Origin of the sequence: uncultured Bacteroides sp., from assembly GCF_902491285.1 — a bacterium.
Classification (GTDB): Bacteria; Bacteroidota; Bacteroidia; order Bacteroidales; family Bacteroidaceae; genus Bacteroides.
Map to the genome: position 1 here is coordinate 68748 of NZ_CABUHK010000001.1, position 19277 is coordinate 88024.

The window sequence follows — 19277 nt, forward strand, 5'->3', positions numbered from 1 at the left end:
TTTTAATTGGTTTTATCTATTCCGGAAATATTCAGCCCGGGACCTCCGCCAGCGGTATATCCCATACTCTCCCCATTCGCAGAAGGAGAAATCCAAAAAGCGAATATTTCACCGTTATCAATATAGAATTTTACTTTCAGTTGTTTGTCTTTCAAAGAGGCTAACGAAGCGTTTCCTGCCCATTCTATCTTCGCTTTTACATTATCCCCTTTCAAGACTTTACATTCATCTTTTGAGAATCCTTCGATTACTTTATTATTGGAATCTAAAAGTTCCACTTTCATTTCTCCTGTGACATTGGCATTGACAAAGAAGTATGAACCGTCAAATTTCAGTAAGGGTGTTTGCAGTTCGCCCGTTCCTTTCATGGAAGCAAACCCGTCGCGACGAAGCATAGCCAGTCCGGTAGTGGTAATCTCCTGCGTACCTCTCAAACGACGACCGCTCAGATAGAAATAGAGTTTATCGCCGACAATTAACGGTGCTCCGGCTACGGATTGCAGGTTACCTTGATTCCACGCGTCCGAGGTGGTCGTATTTACGGCATGGAAAGGATTCATATCCTCACGGAACCAATTGTAACCGTCGCGGCTATATCCTACCATGACTTGATTTCTCTTGATTACGTTGTCCGAAGCACAAACATCATTTTCCGGCCCTTGCCAAACGGAGAAGAATCCCAACATAATGCTTTCATAAGGCGTGGCATCCTGATTATATATCGCAGGTGCTATATTCGGATAGTCAGTATGGCGTTGCTCATTAGCCCATGGGCCGAACCAGAATGCATTCAATAATGCTTCCGCTTTCTTTGTTCCGGCTTCCGGGTCGGCGTTTTCATTATAATCTCTCGCACGTACCAATTTATTCGCATCTACCCGGACATTATGCCGCATGCTATATACCCAAACGTTTCTGAATGGATTCTTATATACCGTAGAACGGTCGGCAATCGGTTCCGATTGAGCTGCAGCGCGCCAGACTTTGCCGTCCGGGGAAGTCTTGTAATGGTATCTCCATTTCCCGGATTCACGGGCAACCAGAAACATCTTGTATCTTTTCGAAGCATTGCTTTCCTGTTTATCCACCCAAATAACAGACGCGTCACGTTCTGAGTTATAGTCAACGATATTTGTTCCGGCTACAACGGAAAGAGTTGGTTTTGTCCAGTTAATGCCGTCCGTTGATTCCGCATAACAAGTTACACCTGCTCCACTGGTTGCATAAGAACCACCGCCTGCCATATACCACATTTTGTATTTTCCTTCTTTTTCGTCGTACCATACTCCATCGCTGAAAGGAGCGGCAAATGCCGCACCTTTTGTTCCGGTTTTCTCCCAATCCTGTTCCGGTGTCAGTATCGGATTGCCCGGATAATATTCAGGATAATAGAAAGTACGTTTCAGATTAGTGGATTCTATCAGGAAATTGTCTACAAATAACTGGCGTCCTACCGAAATATTGATAACAGAAGGTTTATCCGACAGATAAAAGGGTGACATTCCTTTTTCCAGTTCAGACGAAGATGAACGTACCGGCGGCCACTGTTCGGGTAAACGAATCCCGTTATATAGTAACCGTGAATCTACCGGTTCTTCGCCAGGTGGAACCACTACCGGGGGAGTATCATCTCCACCCGGAGTATCATCACTGCCACCACAAGCTATCAACACGCAAGGCAGACAGAATAGTAATGTATAGAATAAACGTTTCATACTCATTTATCTTTTATTGGTTTGCAGGAACATCTATACCACTGGCTGACAGTCCCGGTCCACCGCCGCTTGTATATCCGCGGCTTTCACCCGTTTGCCACGGAGAAATCCAAAATGCGTAAATATCAGCGCTATCCAGATAGAACTTCAAACGGACGTTTTTTCCGATGAGTGATGCTATATCCTGGTGTTTTTTCCATGTAACCAATTGTTTTGTCTTATCCGTTTTCTTCATCGGCACACAGTCCTTCCGTGCAAACCCTTCCAATGGCTTTCCATTTTCATCCAAGATTTCTACGGTCAGGCTACCTTTTATATCCGCATTGATAAAAAGATGCTTGCCGTCAAAGCTAATCTTCTCTGTCAGTAGATAGCCGTCCTTATCTCCATGCATGGAGACAAAACCATCTCTGCGCAAAGTAGCCAGTCCGGTAGATGTGTAGCTATCCCACATAATCTTGTTTTTTTGGCGCCCGCTGGAATAGAAATAAAGTGAATCCCCTACTACTAAAGGCACTCCGTTGATAGACTGCATATTTCCCCAGTTCCATGCTCCTTCCGTCTCATTCACTGCCATGAAAGGCTTGAAAGATGGACGGTAGAAATGGAAGCCGTCACGGCTATACCCTAGAAAAATTTCATTCTTTTTCTGAATACCCAGTTTAGCGCAGACTCCATTCTCCGGCCCCTGCCATACACTATACAGTCCTAACATGATACTTTCATAAGCAATGGCATCAAAATTGTAAATACCCGGTTCTACTTCGGGAAACTCCGGATGACGCGGCTCTTTATCGCTCGGAGTAAACCAGTAGACCATATTCTTGTCGGGCACTCCTTTTCGGATACGATGTGCGAAACTTACTGCCACTTCGGGGTCTTTATTTTCCAGATAGCTGCGTGAGCGGGAAGAGACTTTTGTCCCATAACGCATACTCAATGCCCACACAGCACGGAACGGATTGTAGAATACCGATGAACGGTCGTATAAATCACCGGACTGGGCGACTCCCTCTCCCCAATGAATCCCGTCTGACGAGTATTTCAAGATAAATTGCCATCTGCGGTCTGTGGGGCGGCGTTCGACATTGAACATTTTATAACGCTTGGACGGGTCTTTCTCCAGTTTGTCCAGCCAAATCGTAGCTGCGTCACGATTGCAGGTATCTACAATATTGGTTTGGTTCCAAATATCCAGTACAGGTTTTGTCCAGTGCTTGCCGTCTTCCGATTCTGCGTATCCGGTGTAAAAGGTCTGATTGTCTCCTTTATGAAGGACACCAGCACCTGCCAAATACCACATTTTGAACTTCCGGTCTTTTTCATCATACCATATCCCGTCACTGAAAGGTGCTGCGTAGAGTCCGCCTTCGGTTGTCTTTTCCCATTCCTTGTCAGGTCCGAGTACCGGATTTCCTTCGTAAAACCGGGGAGTATGAATCACTCTGTCCAAATTGGTTTCTGCAATCAGAAAGGAATCTACAAACAGTTGCCGCCCTACATTTACCGGGATTACTCCCGGCTTTTGTTTAAGATAGGGTATCGGCATATCTTGTGCTTTTTGTGGCTCCGCATAGCGGGGCGGCCATTGTTCAGGCAGGTGTATGCCATTATAAAGTACTTCTGTTTGGGCAATAGTTATGCCCGGTACTACCAAACAGAACAGTAGTACCGCAATATTTTTCATTTTTATCATATTAATTCTTTCTTAGTTAATATCCCGGATTATTTTCTGTGATATATGGGTTAGAATTCACTTCATTGATAGGAATCGGCAACCATTCGTGCTTATTGGTGACGAATCCTTTAAAGTCATCTGCCGATATGAACTTCTTGAAGTTAGGGTCGGATTCCTGCAACTCCGTAAAACGGCTGGCTAGCTTGCCCCAACGGAGCAAATCATAGAAACGATGCCCTTCCAAGGCAAATTCCAGGATTCTTTCATTTTGAATATCAGCCATGGTTACGGAAGGGAGTTCGCTCATGTTGGCACGTCCGCGTACTTTGTTTACTGCCTGCAAGGGAGTCATGTCCGATGCTTGCGTACCACCACTGACAACGGCTTCCGCATACATCATCAACACATCGGCATAACGGATATACCGCCAGTTCACTCCATGGGCACGGGGTTGATTATACACATACTCCTTGACGCCTGCACCTACTCCTACTAGTTTGGGAGTTCCGTCCGCTTCCGTTTGTGTAGGCATGGAACAATCAATCCCTTTCCTGATACCCGCTTTGAATGAATGTGCCAAAGGATTGGATACGGTGGCGAATCCCTCTTTTCCATTCTTTGCAGGATAAAGTTCTTCCCATTTATATCCGCCGGGACCTTTCAGACGTATCGGATTGCCGCCTGCGTCACTTCTCAAATGAATGCTCGCATCCAAATCATTGAATATCATTGTGGAGAACATCCGGATATCCGTATAGCCGTCCTTGTCTATCGAATTCACGAATGCGTTATAAAGCCAGTTATGTACTACGCCTTCATAGCCTACTCCCGCTCCCGGCAACATCAATCCACGTGAATCGAACGCCAAACCGGAAGTGGCAAGCCCCGGATTGAATCCTGCATTATCGACATCGCCTAAGAATTGAAATTCAAGGATTGATTCTTCGTTATTTTCATGAGCGACATCAAAATTATCGGCATAATTTTTAGTCAGGTCATAAGTTCCGTACTTTCCGTCTATAATATCGGCAAATTCTTTGGCTGCTTCACTGTAAAACGTAGTCTTGTCTTCGCCATAATATGGCTCGATTCCACTACGGTAGAGGTAAGCTTTTCCCAATAAGGCGGCTGCGGAAGCTTTTGTCACACGACCGGCATTCTTATTGTCCCAATATCCCTTTACGGGCAATAGTTCTTTCGCGTGTGCCAGGTCTTCCTGAATGAAATTCCATACGGCAGCAGGTTTTTCTAAGGGACGGACATAATCATCGCCATTGCGTGGCATCTGCCTGATGGGAGATATATTCCGGAAATTAATCAACAGGTAATAGTGCGCAAATGCTCTCCAGAAATAGGCTTCACCCATGTATGCGTTCCGTAGCTCCTCATTACCGCTGAAATCGACAGACGGAGCGGTTTCAATGATATAGGATGCTTGGGAAGCGGTGGTGTACATCAATGTATAAGGTTGCTCGATAGTGTAATAACTGGCATTCAAGTCAGCACCAAACATGCCCGGTTTTCCATAATCCGAATTGGATGATGCTTCATCGGAGCGGATTATCGTCGTCTTAGAGCCGGAAGCTCCCAGGCAGCGTTGCGTAGACATATATCCGTACATGGTCATCACTGCGTCATTTACAGCGGACGGACTGGTGAAATAAGCTCCCATACTCGGCTGATTCGGATTAATTGCCAGGTCATCAAAGATACCGTTGCATCCATGTAATATCAAGCCGCCCGCCAAGATAAATGCGGCATATACTTTCTTATAGTTTTTCATATTAATCATATTTTTAGTTATCAGAATGAAGCGTTAAAACCAAAAGTGAACGTCCGGGCATTAGGATATGAATTGATGTCAATGCCACGTGAGAACAATACATTTGAACTGACTTCCGGGTCATAACCGGAGTATTTGGTCAATGTAAACAGATTTTGTACGCCTGCATAAATACGCAGTTTATTGAACCGGATTGCTTCCAGCCATTTTTTAGGCAGTGAATAGCCTAACTGAAGGTTCTTCAAACGTAAATAGGAACCGTCTTCAACATAAAATTCACTCGGCAGGGAGTTTCCGCCACTTGTATTCTGGGTTTTCATAACAGGGATTCCTGTATTCTTATTTGTTTTCGTCCATCCATTCATAGCCTCTTTAACTACATTGTTGGAATAATCAAAATAATAGGTGTACTTTTTCTGATTGAATATATCATTTCCCTGTACTCCCTGGAAAAAGACTGTCAAATCAAAGTCTTTGTATTCCATGTTGATGTTCAAGCCGTATGTGAAGTCAGGAATAGGGCTGCCCAGAATGACTTTATCATTTGCATTGACTACTCCATTCTTGTCCGTATCCGCGAAGATGAAATTTCCTTCCGCATCAAAACCGTCAATCTTATAGCCATAGAATGAACCGATAGCTTCTCCCGGCATGGTAATGGAAGCTGCATCATTAAAATAGCTGGACATTGCGCCGGAAGTAATCGGCTGCACGTTTTCTCCCAGTGACAATACCTTATTCTTCAATGTTGCGATATTGAATGTTGCATCGATATGGAAGTCTTTCGTCAATTGTTTCCTGTAATTCATCATAAACTCCCATCCTGTGTTTTTTACGGAAGCGGTATTGACGTACGGTTTTTCACGTGAACTGTTGATTTCAAAGATTTGCCCGGAAGACAGGTTCAAGTCTATCTGTGCCAACAAATCTACGTTCTTTTTCACGAAATAGTCTAATGATAAAGTCAGGTCGTTGTTGAAGAAGCCCAGTTCGATACCAATGTCTGTGGTTTTTGCCGTTTCCCATTTCAGGTCTTTCGATTTCAAATAGGCTGCGCGTCCTGTCACATAGCGTTCTCCGCCTACTGTGTAGGGAATAGGTCCATAGGCTATCGCGTCGAAATTATAGGGGTTGAGGAAGTTTGCGCCCAACTCACCGTAGCTAGCCCTAATCTTCAATTTACTCATTACAGGATTTTGGAACCATTTTTCCTGGTGCACATTCCATCCGGCGGAAACAGAGGGAAAGTAACCTACCCTATTGTCTTTGTGGAACTTGGAAGATTCATCCCGGCGGATGCTCAGGGACAACAGATATTTATTGTCATAATCGTAGTTCACGCGGGCGAAGAAAGAGAGCAATGCCGCATTACTGTCGCCTGCCGAAATCTTGCCATCCTCATTTTGGAACCCGGTAATATCCGTTCCACCCAAATCGTTAATGGTAGAGTTGGTCATGTAGCGATAGTATTCTCTCATCCAGCTTGTTCCTAATAAAGCGTCTATTGAGTGACGGTTGAATGTTTTATTGTAAGTCAGCAAGTTATCAATGGTATAAGTAAATTCCTCACCCCTTGTTTCCGATACGCTGTTGCGTGTGTTGCCGTAATCTTTATCGGGAGTTCCATCCGAGTTCCACTTTGTGTAATACTCAGGGGTATGGGTATAATTATGCTTATTGCTATAATTTCCGCTTAACGATAATTTGTATTTTAATCCGCCCCAAATATCCAGTTGGGCGTTCAAAGAACCGATTAAGTCCGTCACTTTATTAAATTGGTCTGTATAATGTAACGGAGCTATCTTATTCTGCGCCTTGCCATCTTCGGGGTTGATGTAATAATCAGGACCACCCGAGGTAAACCGTCCTTGTTCATCATAAATAGGCAATGTCGGCAAGGCTATGTTGAAAGATGTCGTAGGAGTTTTATCCTTATGGGTCAGTCCGAGAGTTTCGGAAAATGAGAAACGCCCTTTTTTATAAGAGGTATTCAGGCGAAAGTTATAACGTTTATAATCCGAATAAATTGTCATTCCAGTTTGGTCAAGATAACCAAGGCTTGTGCTGAAAGTAGAGTTGTCTCCACCACCTGCGATACTGGCATTCAAGTTCCATACCGGGGCAAACTGTATCCATTCTTTTGACCAGTCGGTATTCAGGTTCGGATTGGTGGGATTGTCATTCTCCGGTGCATGAGGCAAGCCACTGTTATCTGCTACCATATTGGCAAATTCTCTCCATTCCGACGCATTGAGAAACTCCGGAATATTAGTCGTCTTCTGGAAAGCAAACGAACCGTCTATCTGGATAACGGGCTTGCCGGACTTTCCTTTCTTGGTAGTAATCAAAACGACGCCATTAGCGGCACGTGAACCATAGATAGCGGCTGCCGCACCGTCTTTCAGTACTTCGATAGATTCAATATCATTGGGATTCAATGAGCTTAATCCGGCGTTACTGAACGCTCCGTCGATGACATACAGAGGTTCGGTAGCACCAAAAGAAGCGGCACCGCGAATCACGATATTTACATCTGCTCCGGCAACACCGGCTTGCTGCACGATGTCTACACCCGGCGTACGTCCCTGTAAGGTTGAAGCAACATTGGAAGATACCTGTTTGCTAATATCTTGAGAAGAGATAGAAGCGACAGCACCCGTCAGACTTGATTTCTTCTGCACGCCGTAACCGACTACTACTACTTCATCCAGTATTTCCGTATCATCCTGCAATTGGATAGAATATGAATTCTTACTTCCTACCTTTACTTCCTGTGTTTTATAACCAATATAGCTGACTGCCAGAAGAGCGTCTGTCGGAGCATCTAATATAAAGTTGCCATCTACATCTGTCACAGTACCCGTCCCCGCTCCTTTCACCAATACACTGGCGCCAATCACGGGTTCGCCTTTGGTATCCGTCACGGTTCCTGTTATTTTCTTTGTTTTTGGGTTTCCTTGTGATGTAACGGGAGCTTCTTTTGCTTTCAGATATATTTTCTTCTCTCCGATTTCATAAACCACATTCGTACCCGCGAATAAATCATCTAATACTTTAGAGAGGTCTTTGTCTTTTGCCTGAACGGAAACAATCCGTTCGGGATTGACAATCGTACGGCTATATGCTACCGTAAGCCCTGTCTGTTTGGTAATGAGCGAAAATACTTTCTCCAACTTGACTTGTTGAAGATTCATTGTTATTTTCTGAGCCGATGCTGTAAGACTTACAGCAAAACTCAATAACAATACAAGCAATACTCTGTTCTTCATACTTAGTTTGTTTAAAGTTATAAATAGGTTCTTAATCTCTTTGTATTTAGTGGACACACGAGATTAAGAAGCGGGTGAGGGAAAAAGCATTTTTTTCTGAAGTTTTTTTATTTTCAATAAAGATTTGTATGGTAATATATTAGTTTTCAACAAGATATGGTTTAGTTTTTATTTGTAGGGAAATGGGATATAAAAAGAAAAGTCCTTCCGGATTTTATTTTCAGAAGGACTTATATCAATAGATTCGGTTTCTTGGCAGTTCGTTAGAAACAGTGTTTTGGGATAGTGACGGTATCCTGTCTACATAGTGACGCTATACTTACCGGATACCGTCACTATCACGCAAGGATAGCGTCACTATATTTTTTGCAATCTAGTAAAGTTCCTGATTCACCAATTCGTCAAAGAGCTTTGCATATTTTTCTGCGATTGCTTCTGCAAACTTCTTACCTTTTTCCGCGGAAGCTCCACGCGGGTCGCCCACACCGGTATCTTTGGATACTTTTCCCCAGTTTCTGGGAATCCACGCTACCTTTTCATTCAAAGACTGTATGGCAAAGGTTTTATATTCTCCATTCCCTGCTTCTTCAAGATTGACCAGTTCGGGATGATAGTGCATCATTACCGATGTTTCGACTTCATCCGCATGGTCACCCGGATTTTCAAAATAATCCTTTGCTTTTAATACAGTGTACCATTCACTGGATGCTATCAGGAAGTCAGGATAGTCTACCGACAAATCACGAATCATACTTTTAAAAGTATTGCCGCCGTGTCCGTTGATAATAACCAACTTTCGGATGCCTTGAATATAAAGGGAAGAAACAATATCCGTCAATATGGCTTTTTGCGTTTCATAACGCGTATGGATACAAAAGGGAAGTTCCCGTTGTCCCGGATTTTGCGAACCCATGCCGATGGGCGGCATAACCATGCAGCTCACACCATATTCCTGTTTAGCTATCAATGCAGCGTCAACCGCTACATCATGGGAAAGAATACAATCCGTCATATATGGCAAATGCAGATTATGAGGTTCGGTAGCTCCCCACGGCAATGCCACAATATCATATTTCCTGTCTTTTACTTTTCCATAACAAGATATGGATAAATCAATTTCTTTATTCATATGCCTTCTTTATTTCTAATGATTATATTATTTCATTTTTACTATCACTTCTTTTTTGTCTTCATTATACTCAAACTTCACCGGGGCGATTTTCTCTAAATCCATCAATACTTTCTCTAATAATGTATTGTCCGAGGTCAATGTATAGACATACTTCAAAGCTTGTTCATCTTCTACTTTAAAGTCTACATCATACCAGCGGTTCAATACTTTGATGACTTCCGGCAGCGGAGTATCTTTAAATACTATCACATTCTGTTTCCACATCGACAGGCGTTGCATATCGTTCATTTTGGATATGATGCACTGCTTGTTCTCTTTGTCATATACTAACCTTTCGCCGGGTTGCACCGGGTATTTCTTTTCCGTAGGAAGGGTCAGATTAATATTTCCTTCATCCAGGCATACTACAATATCCTTGTTTTCCGGGTAATCCTGTACATTGAAAGAAGTTCCCAGTACGTGAATTGCCGGCCCGTTCAGATTGACAATAAAAGGACGGTTCTTATTCTTGGTCACCACGAAATAGGCTTCTCCTTCAAGAAAAACTTCCCGGGTGTTTAGAGCAAACTTCTTGGGATATCTTAATTTCGAGTCAGAATTGATATATACTTTTGTCCCGTCCTGAAACATTATTTGTATGCGTTCACCTTTGGCTACAACTACTTCTTCGTATTCGGAAGTACCGAACAGGTCGACTTTTGAATTTAGTTGTATATAAAGTCCGACAATCAAGACAACAGGTATCAATACGGCTGCAACCCGGAAACAGATACGTTTCAACTTCTTCATGCGAATGTTCTTCCGTATCTGCTCTTGCATTTTCTTTGAAGGAATATCATGGTTCACATACAAGTCTGCGAACTCATTTTTTATCAGTTCCGAATCCCGTGTCATAGCGGCTTCCAGGTAATCACTCCCCTCTTCCGTAGCAAACCACTCTGCCACATATTTTGCATCTTCCGGACTGGCAATTCCTGCCAATACTTCTTCTATTTGTTTATCAGTAGGTCTATTCATTTTTATCACTTTATTAAATGGACACTTAAAAAGGTCATTAGTGTGGTGAACGCAACAATTATTAACATCTTGCTCAAGTGGATACGAAGAAGTTTCAACGCTTCCGAATAATGTGTCTTGATAGTGTTTACGGATAAATTCATCCGTTCCGCAATTTCCTGATTCGTCAGTTCTTCTTCGACTTTCATCAAGCAAATATCCCGTTTGTGCGCAGGAAGCATATCCACAGCTTTATAAAAACTGGACATCAGCTCTTTCTTCTCCAAATTTTCTATCAGATTATCTTCGTAAGGCGAAGCAGATTGTGCCATCTCATAGTTCTTAGTAATTGCGTTGTTTTCATTACGAATCAAGTTCAGGACATGATTTTTCGTCATTGTAAAGAGGTAGTTCTTCAAGCTGATTCCCACACGTAGTTCTGAACGGAATTCCCACAGGCGGGTAAAGACGTGCTGCACTACATCTTCTGCCATATCAGAACTCATTAAATAACGATAGGCTAATACATATAATAGTTTATGATACCTTTCATAAGCTTGGGTGAAAGCTCCTTCGTCACCTTGTTCAATCAAGGCGAAGAGTTTTTCATCATCTGTATCAGTATATCGGTCAATCTTGTTTTTCATTCTCCGGATTTTGTTTACTTGTTTCCAAAAGAACTAAAAGTATATTACTTGCTTCTATCTTTATGAAGAACAAATGTAGCAAATTCCCTAGAAAACTTAGAGGTATTTACGAAAAAAGTCCCTGATTAACAATTCCTCTCTCCCAAAAAGGAACTATCAATCAAGGACTAAATCCACTAACTTATTAACAAATAAATTACAAACGATAAGTAACCGTTCTTTCTTCCGGCGAGTCAATCCAAAGACGCCATGTGTCTGCTGAGACTTGCTCTACAGTTCCTATATTAGCTTTCGGTTGGCGACGGCTCTTTATTGTCAGATATCCCTTGCCTTCCGTTGCTTTTACTTTTATTGTTTTATTATTCATATAGATATGGATATTGCCATTCGGAGTAGGAACAGTGCCTTCCATCCATTTCAATCCGCCCAATGCCGGAGCAATAGCAAATTCTTTATAGCCTTCTTTTACGGGTTTTACTCCCAGATAGTATTTACCTAACAGATAAATGGGGCTTGCTCCCCAAGCATGACACAAACTCTTTCCATATGGACGTCCGTACATGGCAAGATGCTGCGTGCCGCTTTCTTCCGGATTATATTTCTCCCAAAATGAAGTGGCTCCTTCTTTCAACATTCCACCCCAGTAGGCTTTCATTTCCTTCATTACAGCATCTTGTTCGCCGAGAGCGCAAAGAGCTTCCAGTTCGTAAAAACGCATATAGGGAGTTGTTATTTTCAAGATGCTGTCATTCAAAAGAACAGAATGTTTAATGGCTTGCTGCTTGTCTGCATCCAGATATTGGAAGAATACAGAAAACATATTCGCATAGCGGGTTACTGCGTCACTTTGCTGTCCATTCACACAGTTATGCACAAAGGCTTGTTTCTGATTATTCCAGAATGTAGGTTCCAGTTTTGCTTTCAAAGCAGCGGCCAGTTTCTCATATTTCTGCTTGCCGGTTGCATCTCCTACCAATTCAGCACATAATGCCATGGTTTCCAAACTTCTGCAGAATAAGACTTGTTCGAAAGAGAGTTCCCCTTTCTTATCCAGATAGCCGTCTGCCCAGTCTACAAATACCCAGTCGCCGATCATTCCTTCTACCATACCATTCTTATTAGTACGTCCCAGTACGTAGTCCATCATTGTTTGCATACGTGGGTATAGTTGATTCACGAAGTGGTGGTCACCGCTATACATATAATAATCATATACACTAAGAAACCAGTAGAAAGTATAATCCATGATAGTATTACTATGGCTCGTCACAGGGTCTTTGCCACGAAGCAACCAGATAGTACGTTTTACGGATTCATTATCAAAGAAAAGATAATAGTTCATCAGGTAACTTTGGATAGCATCGCCACTCCATACCCAACGGTCGCGTTTGATGCCGTCAATAAAGAACTCGCGGGTAGTAAGATGCATGGTGTATGCACCTACTTCCCAAATACGGTTCAATTCTTCATCATTACATCGGAAATTGCCACGATATTCTTCGGGAAGATATTCATATTGCATGGATACTTCTCCAATCTTTACACCCGGCTCGTGTGTAATATAGACATAGCGGAAAGCCTTGCTGTTCTCCAATGTATATTCGTTATCTGAATTGTTCAGAGGTGAAGTACTGCGGATAGCAAGGTCGGTCACTTGTCCCGGTTCTAATAACAGTTTATCCAATGTTTCGCAATACGCCTTATCTTTTGCTTCTTCAGGGCTTTCACCGTAGTAAATCTCTATTTTTCCTTTTCCGGAAAGATTCTTTAGTGTGATGAACCCGAATGTTTCTTTTCCAAAATCATAAAGAATCCCTCCTTCGGATTGCTCTGTTTGAGCGACAGGTTGCTGCGGTTCACGCATCAGGCTGAATTGGGAAGGGCGTTGGGTAGCTCCGTCAAAGTTCCAGCATCCGGCATCCATATAAACGGTAGCGGACGTATCACTAGCCTTGCCGCTTTCGTCAATCCATTCCTTGTCTTCGTACGTCACACGCCAGGAAGAATCAGAATTCACAGTCTTTCCTTTCACGTAAATAGTGGGCGGCGTAGCCTGATTCCAGACTTTGATGTTCAAGTTATGCCTTCCTGCCGGAAGTAACATCGTTTCCGGCATACCGAACTGAAGTTTTCCGTCCAGCTTGATGTTGTACTTTCCTTCGGCGGCAATAAATATTTCTTCCGGTTCGGCAAGATTCAGTTGCTTGCTGAATTCTACGACTACATAATGGCTATCCGTTTTCCAAAAAGGCGGGAAAAAAGCACCGCGTTCTGTGCGGCGGTTATTCATTTGGTTGCCCAACCAGATTTCGTAATCTCCCGGATACCATATCCAGGTCTGTGCAAAGGTGCTGCTTGCCAAAGACAAGGCACCAAGTAATATCATGTATTTCTTTTTCATTATTCTTTCTATTGCTAACCAACTGTGTTATAAGAAATATCACTATCGGACATTCTGCAAATCCCTATATTCTGCCTCCAATCCGGCACGTTCACGAATGGCGGTATCTACCTTCGGACCATTATTTTCCCATACATTTCCGGGGCCATTGGCATTTTGAAGGTACTTCTCCCCTTCCGTCCAGTTATCACGTACAGTAATAAAAGAAGAACCTTCATCCGTATATAGATAAAACCAGTGATTCGGGTCATGCACATAACTTGGTTTGTAAATACTGTGCACACAGTTCTCCGTTACATAACTTTTCGGTTGCGAACCGAGGGTATAAACACCTGCCACATCGTACATATGCTTCGCATAATGATGAATCAGATTTGCATGAACCCTGTTATTACGCATGCAGTTCACAGTTTGCGTCCATCCCCACCCAAGGCTGATTCCACTATAAGGAACCTCACAGATTTCATTATGCCCGATATTAATATCACTCACATATCCCGCAGCAATGGCAAGGCATCCCCAGTCCTCATTACCCACTTCCGTAAAATAGCAATTGTTGATTTGCAGATGTGTGCATACTTCCCGGCGGTCGGCAGGGTCATAAGGTAAATGCGTTTCATGAGCTGCCGGAGAGAAGCTACCGGTTAGCAAACCATTCCCCGCAATATCACGGAAAAGACAACCGCGGACTACACCGCCCTGTGTTGCTTCTTCATAATCCAATCCGGTAGAACCTAAATGTTCGAATCGGCAACGCTCAAAGTCAATCTGATTGGCAGCCGCCACACGGACAGCCGCTGCCGGACGTCCCAGCCATCCTTGATTATCCAACGGATGATTCAGATAATTCCGCTGTATCTTCGGTTCTATCCGATAGCCGTCCGTCAGATACATACCTGCCTGAAGCGGCACGTGCCCCTTTTCTGAAGGACGCATCCAAGTAGTATACGAGAACGTGATTTTCTCAAAACGGATATCAGAGACAGGACGGTCTAGTGTACCTTCCACTTGCACCAATGTTTCAACAGCAGGGATGATAGCTTCCGTATCGGCATCCTGCATTTTCTCTCCCTCTCTGGGATAATAATAAACTTTACGGGCATTGATATCATGGTACCATTCTCCTTGAACATCCAGCAACTCTCGTGCATTTGTCAGATAGAAAGCGGAGTTATGTCCATTCGTCGTCACCATCGGACGCGGCCAGGGATGTTCAAACTGAATCCGGCTTTCCGGCTGATGAAAGCGTACTGCCGCACTATCGCCTTGAATCTCTACGGAACGGATACGCAGGTTTGCCACACACCACATCTGATGAAGTATCATTTCCGCATATTCAGCTTTCAAAATTCCTTTGTTATCTATCAGTTTGCGAACAGCAGTCGCAGGAACATAAAGAATCTCATTCTTCTCGTCCACACTGCAAATACGGTTCATCTTCTCGAAGTCTTCCACATCACGGGCACGGACAGCTTTTTTCCCATCTATCCATAATTGCCGGAAATCCAACGGACGTCCATTGAATGTCGGCACGTCCGCTACCCAAAGTTTCCCTTGCTTTTTCCAGTTACGGATACGCACGCCTCCGCTTAATATCGCTTCTTCACCGGAGATGGAGCGAATTACCGTAGGAGATTTCTCTGTTCCGCTATCTTCCGGTCGAATAAAAACAGGTTCATGCAATGCATATGTTCCGCCTTCCATATAAATAGTGATTCCATCTTGGATACGGTTGTCGCCTGTACGACGCCATTCCCGTGCTTGCCGCAATGCCGAAGTCAGAGTTGCTTTCGGCGATTGCTTCGTGCCATCATTGAAATCATTCCCTTTCGGAGAAACCCATATATCACCTGCCATAAGCGTGGAACTTATGGCAAGTAATGAACAAGCTATTTTCAAACTCTTTCCAATCATAGTCTTATCTTGTTAATGGCATCCATACCGTCATTTCTCCCTTTCCTCTGTTACCCCAAGCATAATAAGGAATCAGACGAATATTCACTGTTCTTTCAGCCTGAGCCACCGGACGATAAAGCACTCCTTCCCAAGAAGCGGGAGATGCCAAACGTGCTGTCCCTTCAAGAGCCACTATCGGACTGCCTTCTATCGTTATTTTTTTAGGTGTCAATTTAATATCGGCAGGAATCAATACGTTATCAATCTTCTCTCCGTTTGCAATATCCATACTTTCCAGGCAGTAAACCAACGGTCCGCGTTTCACAACTACCTGATTACGGATTTCCTCTGCCAACGGATGGGCTTCAAGCAGACGGACAGGCATATCCATTGCGAGTTCCACTACATCGCCTTTTTTCCATACACGATTGACTTCCGCATATGTATTCGCTTTTGCATCCATTTGCACCGGCTGACCATTTACTTTTAATGCAGCCTTTTCACACCATTCCGGGATACGAAGGAAAAGAGAGAAAGCACCCGCCTTACGGGGAACTTTATTCAACGTCACACGTACGTTACCATCCCAAGGATAATCCGTCTCCTGTACCAAAGCAATTTCGCCTTTATCCTTCCAGTCCGTTGTTAATGTATTTGCGCCATATAAGTTACAGTAAATACCTTCCGGACTCAATGTATATGCATAATTCTGTGCCTGGCAAAGTGTACGCAAAGTATTTGGCGGACAACAGAAACAACTGATATATTCCGTCCGTTCTTTCGGCCAGCGAAGTGTATAAGGCAAATCGGCACTGATACGCAATGGATTCGTATAGAAATACTTCTTACCATCGAGACTAATCCCGCTCAATACACTATTATAAAGGCAAGTCTCTACCAGTTCAGCATATTTCGCATCTCCTGTCACTTCCAGCATACGCCAGTTGAACAGCATATTGCCGATATTGGCACATGTTTCATTGTGTGCGGTGCTATTGGGCAACTGATAAGGACGCCCATAACTCTGGTGCACTTTCTGGATACTATCCGGCTCATAACAAGTACCATCAGGCGATGTACCGTCGTAAAGCGCTCCGCAAGCTCCGGTCACATACATTTTGCGGGTAACAATATCATTCCATATACTAGACAGATTCTTCATCAACTGTTGTTCGCCCGTCTCTGCATATACATCCGCTACTCCGGCATAGAGATAATTGGCGCGTACGGCATGTCCCATTGCCCGGTATTGGTCACGGAAAGGAATGCGGTCCTGATTGTCATCCGTACCATTTTCCACCATACCGCGAATATCAATCAGATTCTTAGAAAGTTCCAGATAACGGGGATTTCCGGTAGCACGGTACATTTCGACTACCCCCATATAATGAGAAGGGCAAATGGCATTGCGAGCCAATTCGGTAGAAGCCGTTTCATAAAAGTGGCAAAGGAAGTCCGTCGCCTTCACAGCGGCATCGAAAAGAGTTGTTTTTCCGGTGGCACGACGATGAATGATACCTGCCATCATCAGATGTCCCAGATTATAAGTTTCAAAATTCAGGCGGTTGGCAAAAGCACCTTTTTCATTTTCCGCACCTACTTTCGTACCAATCACAGTCTGCTTGTGTTCATCGTTCAATGCATGAGAGTCAATCCCTTTATTCAATTCCTCAATAATGACAGGCGTATGTATATAACCGTCTGCACGTTGGGATTTTACGACACAAGCAATAAAGTTATCCATTAACTTGTCCAGTTCCGGGTCTTTATTGACAGCATAGACAGAAGCGACTCCTTCCATCCACTTATACATATCTCCGTCATGGAACGGTGGTCCCCAATGTTCCCCTTTACACACACCTGATGCAATCTCAAAATTACGGAAACCGTGAGAGACTTCCGGCGTATTCCAAGTGTTCCACATACTTTGCAAAGAAGTCCGGCTAAACACATTAAAACGGTCGCCCCAAAAACCATTTGTCCATTGCACTGCATCGACCCGGGTATTTGCCATTTTAGCAAAACGGCTCTGACTCATATCCGTCAATCCATTGCTCTGCGCGAGCGCTCCCGTAACGGTGGCGGAAGCTAAAAGAAGTAACAGCTTTATCTGTTTCATTAATATGGATAATTTAAAATTTACACAATATCTTTAAGAAAAGACGTGATTATCCATATTTTGTACTCAAATTCAGGGAGTATAATTTATTTCCGCTTTCCGTGCCTGCGAATGTTGGAACTGACGGGCAACCTTATATTCATGCCCTCCTTTCAGCAAATAGCTGCCTGTCTGCTTGAACCAAAAACTAATATTTGCATCTACACACTGTCGGCGGATATCCAATACCCACTCGTAATCGCATACCCGGGCTTCTTTTCCCGACTCTCCCCCGGCAACAACCTGTTCCACCCAATCTCCCAGTTCTCCTTTGAAATCAATCCGGCTGAGAAGCGGCTCACAGATAATAATTTTATGTTTAATTGGAGCTGCCTTATAAATAGGCAGGCGATAATCCACCCTGTCCTGATTCTCCATTGTGCAGCAAATCGTCACATTATCATAACCGTCTCCCCAATCAGAGGGCAAACATTGTTGCAACCTGTCTATCCGTTTTGTGATGAAAAGAAAACGAAGGTCTTGGCGTATCCGCATCATTTCCCATGCTTCGGCACGCCACTCGTCGGCATCCTCAATCAGAAAATCGGAAGTAAAGCAAGTGTATACTAAATTGCCTGAAGGTATTTTATACGTCCCGTTCTTTTTCTGTTGCAGAGGCAGGTCGAACTTTTCTGTCTTTGCCACTACTGAACTGTCTTTCCCGTATTTGCCATCCGTACGATATACATAACAATGACGGCAGCCCTCACTCAATTTATGACAGCCGTGCCAAAGATTCCACATCGAAGCTTTTTCACCCATTTTCTTTTTTTCTTCAAATGTATATCTTATCTGTCATATATCCATAAAAAAGAGTGCACCTTTTTTCTATGAAAGAAAAAGGTGCACAAAACACAAACAAAACAAACAATAGAGCGACCTTCACAGGCAGCCGGTCGGTTAAGACCTTATCTTTAATCAGCCCATCTTGATGCGGGCAATTTCTTCTTACAATATTGCTTCATCCAGCTATACGATTTTCTTTTTCGCAGGTAAAGCGTATCTCCACAATGCTTTATCGCTTCCCAGTCAAAGATAGAATGATGTCTTATCATCCGCTCCCACCAATAAAGAAAATGATATGTACACAAAGGCATTAACATAAACCACCACGATAGCCATAATGACAATCCCAAACTTGGCAGCAATGTGAGGAAAAAACATTCTGCATATTGTCGCAAATGAATTCGGGCTTCCATTTCTTCCCAAATCTCCAAATACCTATAGCGAGTAAAGCAAAAACCAAAAATCATAAAAGAATGTTTCTTCTTACCGAGAAAACATTTCGCCAAACGACTGTTATATAAAATCATTATCCCTAATACTGTTTGTAAGTTCCACTTTGCAAATGTCTGTATAATTGCAAATATGGCAAATTGTATTCATGTCTAAAAAAACAAGAACTGTCTGCGAATATGACTATTAGCACAAATTTCAAATACCATGTTTCGATATATACCAATCTATTCATTCAAAGATGTTCACTTTTGTGTTATTTGCATAATTGGGGCACGTATATCTGAAGATCAAAGCAGAACAACTACCCCAGTTTTACCGGTCACTGATATTGGAATATATATAATTACAATTTATCCCAATTAT

Annotated in this window: 12 protein-coding genes; all 12 read right to left on the reverse strand. The window is 43.1% G+C overall.

Going from position 1 to position 19277, the window contains the following annotated elements; translation table 11 throughout:
* Window positions 1-2: 2 nt before the first annotated feature.
* The 12 genes from RDN93_RS00210 to RDN93_RS00265 all read right to left on the reverse strand — a co-directional run bounded on the left by RDN93_RS00210 (window position 3) and on the right by RDN93_RS00265 (window position 18988).
* A complete protein-coding gene (locus RDN93_RS00210; protein WP_308743773.1) occupies window positions 3-1715 on the reverse strand; it encodes a hypothetical protein in 1713 nt (570 codons plus the stop codon).
* Between the two features lie 13 nt (window positions 1716-1728).
* Window positions 1729-3411, reverse strand: coding sequence for a hypothetical protein (locus tag RDN93_RS00215; protein WP_308743774.1), 1683 nt, complete (start codon window positions 3409-3411; stop codon window positions 1729-1731).
* Between the two features lie 16 nt (window positions 3412-3427).
* Window positions 3428-5176 (reverse strand): RagB/SusD family nutrient uptake outer membrane protein, encoded by a 1749-nt coding sequence (locus tag RDN93_RS00220; protein ID WP_308743775.1) that lies wholly within the window; start codon window positions 5174-5176, stop codon window positions 3428-3430.
* 20 nt (window positions 5177-5196) lie between these two features.
* The gene (locus tag RDN93_RS00225) at window positions 5197-8445 is read right to left on the reverse strand and encodes a TonB-dependent receptor (RefSeq protein ID WP_308743776.1); all 3249 of its coding nucleotides are present in this window, start codon (window positions 8443-8445) and stop codon (window positions 5197-5199) included.
* Between the two features lie 373 nt (window positions 8446-8818).
* The gene (locus RDN93_RS00230; protein WP_308743777.1) at window positions 8819-9574 is read right to left on the reverse strand and encodes a creatininase family protein; all 756 of its coding nucleotides are present in this window, start codon (window positions 9572-9574) and stop codon (window positions 8819-8821) included.
* 27 nt (window positions 9575-9601) lie between these two features.
* Window positions 9602-10594 (reverse strand): FecR family protein, encoded by a 993-nt coding sequence (locus RDN93_RS00235; protein WP_308743778.1) that lies wholly within the window; start codon window positions 10592-10594, stop codon window positions 9602-9604.
* A 5-nt stretch (window positions 10595-10599) separates the two neighbouring features.
* Window positions 10600-11220 carry an RNA polymerase sigma-70 factor gene (locus RDN93_RS00240; RefSeq protein ID WP_308743779.1) on the reverse strand — a complete coding sequence of 207 codons (621 nt, stop codon included), beginning with the start codon at window positions 11218-11220 and terminating at the stop codon, window positions 10600-10602.
* Between the two features lie 196 nt (window positions 11221-11416).
* Window positions 11417-13621 carry an alpha-L-rhamnosidase C-terminal domain-containing protein gene (locus RDN93_RS00245; protein WP_308743780.1) on the reverse strand — a complete coding sequence of 735 codons (2205 nt, stop codon included), beginning with the start codon at window positions 13619-13621 and terminating at the stop codon, window positions 11417-11419.
* Window positions 13622-13663: 42 nt separating this feature from the next.
* Entirely contained in the window at window positions 13664-15535 is a 1872-nt protein-coding gene (locus RDN93_RS00250; RefSeq protein ID WP_308743781.1) for a right-handed parallel beta-helix repeat-containing protein, read from the reverse strand.
* 4 nt (window positions 15536-15539) lie between these two features.
* On the reverse strand, window positions 15540-17636 hold the full coding sequence (locus tag RDN93_RS00255; protein WP_308743782.1) for a glycoside hydrolase family 127 protein: 2097 nt from the start codon (window positions 17634-17636) through the stop codon (window positions 15540-15542).
* Between the two features lie 72 nt (window positions 17637-17708).
* Window positions 17709-18437, reverse strand: coding sequence for a DUF5131 family protein (locus RDN93_RS00260; protein ID WP_308743783.1), 729 nt, complete (start codon window positions 18435-18437; stop codon window positions 17709-17711).
* 152 nt (window positions 18438-18589) lie between these two features.
* Window positions 18590-18988 carry a hypothetical protein gene (locus RDN93_RS00265; RefSeq protein ID WP_308743784.1) on the reverse strand — a complete coding sequence of 133 codons (399 nt, stop codon included), beginning with the start codon at window positions 18986-18988 and terminating at the stop codon, window positions 18590-18592.
* Window positions 18989-19277: the final 289 nt, after the last annotated feature.

What these genes read in the sequence shown, in the direction of transcription:
- RDN93_RS00240 (WP_308743779.1), bottom strand. Translation starts at nt 11,220, where the DNA reads ATGAAAAACAAGATTGACCGATATACTGATACAGATGATGAAAAACTC.
- RDN93_RS00210 (WP_308743773.1), bottom strand. Translation starts at nt 1,715, where the DNA reads ATGAAACGTTTATTCTATACATTACTATTCTGTCTGCCTTGCGTGTTG.
- RDN93_RS00250 (WP_308743781.1), bottom strand. Translation starts at nt 15,535, where the DNA reads ATGATTGGAAAGAGTTTGAAAATAGCTTGTTCATTACTTGCCATAAGT.
- RDN93_RS00260 (WP_308743783.1), bottom strand. Translation starts at nt 18,437, where the DNA reads ATGGGTGAAAAAGCTTCGATGTGGAATCTTTGGCACGGCTGTCATAAA.
- RDN93_RS00265 (WP_308743784.1), bottom strand. Translation starts at nt 18,988, where the DNA reads ATGATTTTATATAACAGTCGTTTGGCGAAATGTTTTCTCGGTAAGAAG.
- RDN93_RS00220 (WP_308743775.1), bottom strand. Translation starts at nt 5,176, where the DNA reads ATGAAAAACTATAAGAAAGTATATGCCGCATTTATCTTGGCGGGCGGC.
- RDN93_RS00235 (WP_308743778.1), bottom strand. Translation starts at nt 10,594, where the DNA reads ATGAATAGACCTACTGATAAACAAATAGAAGAAGTATTGGCAGGAATT.
- RDN93_RS00245 (WP_308743780.1), bottom strand. Translation starts at nt 13,621, where the DNA reads ATGAAAAAGAAATACATGATATTACTTGGTGCCTTGTCTTTGGCAAGC.
- RDN93_RS00255 (WP_308743782.1), bottom strand. Translation starts at nt 17,636, where the DNA reads ATGAAACAGATAAAGCTGTTACTTCTTTTAGCTTCCGCCACCGTTACG.
- RDN93_RS00225 (WP_308743776.1), bottom strand. Translation starts at nt 8,445, where the DNA reads ATGAAGAACAGAGTATTGCTTGTATTGTTATTGAGTTTTGCTGTAAGT.
- RDN93_RS00230 (WP_308743777.1), bottom strand. Translation starts at nt 9,574, where the DNA reads ATGAATAAAGAAATTGATTTATCCATATCTTGTTATGGAAAAGTAAAA.
- RDN93_RS00215 (WP_308743774.1), bottom strand. Translation starts at nt 3,411, where the DNA reads ATGATAAAAATGAAAAATATTGCGGTACTACTGTTCTGTTTGGTAGTA.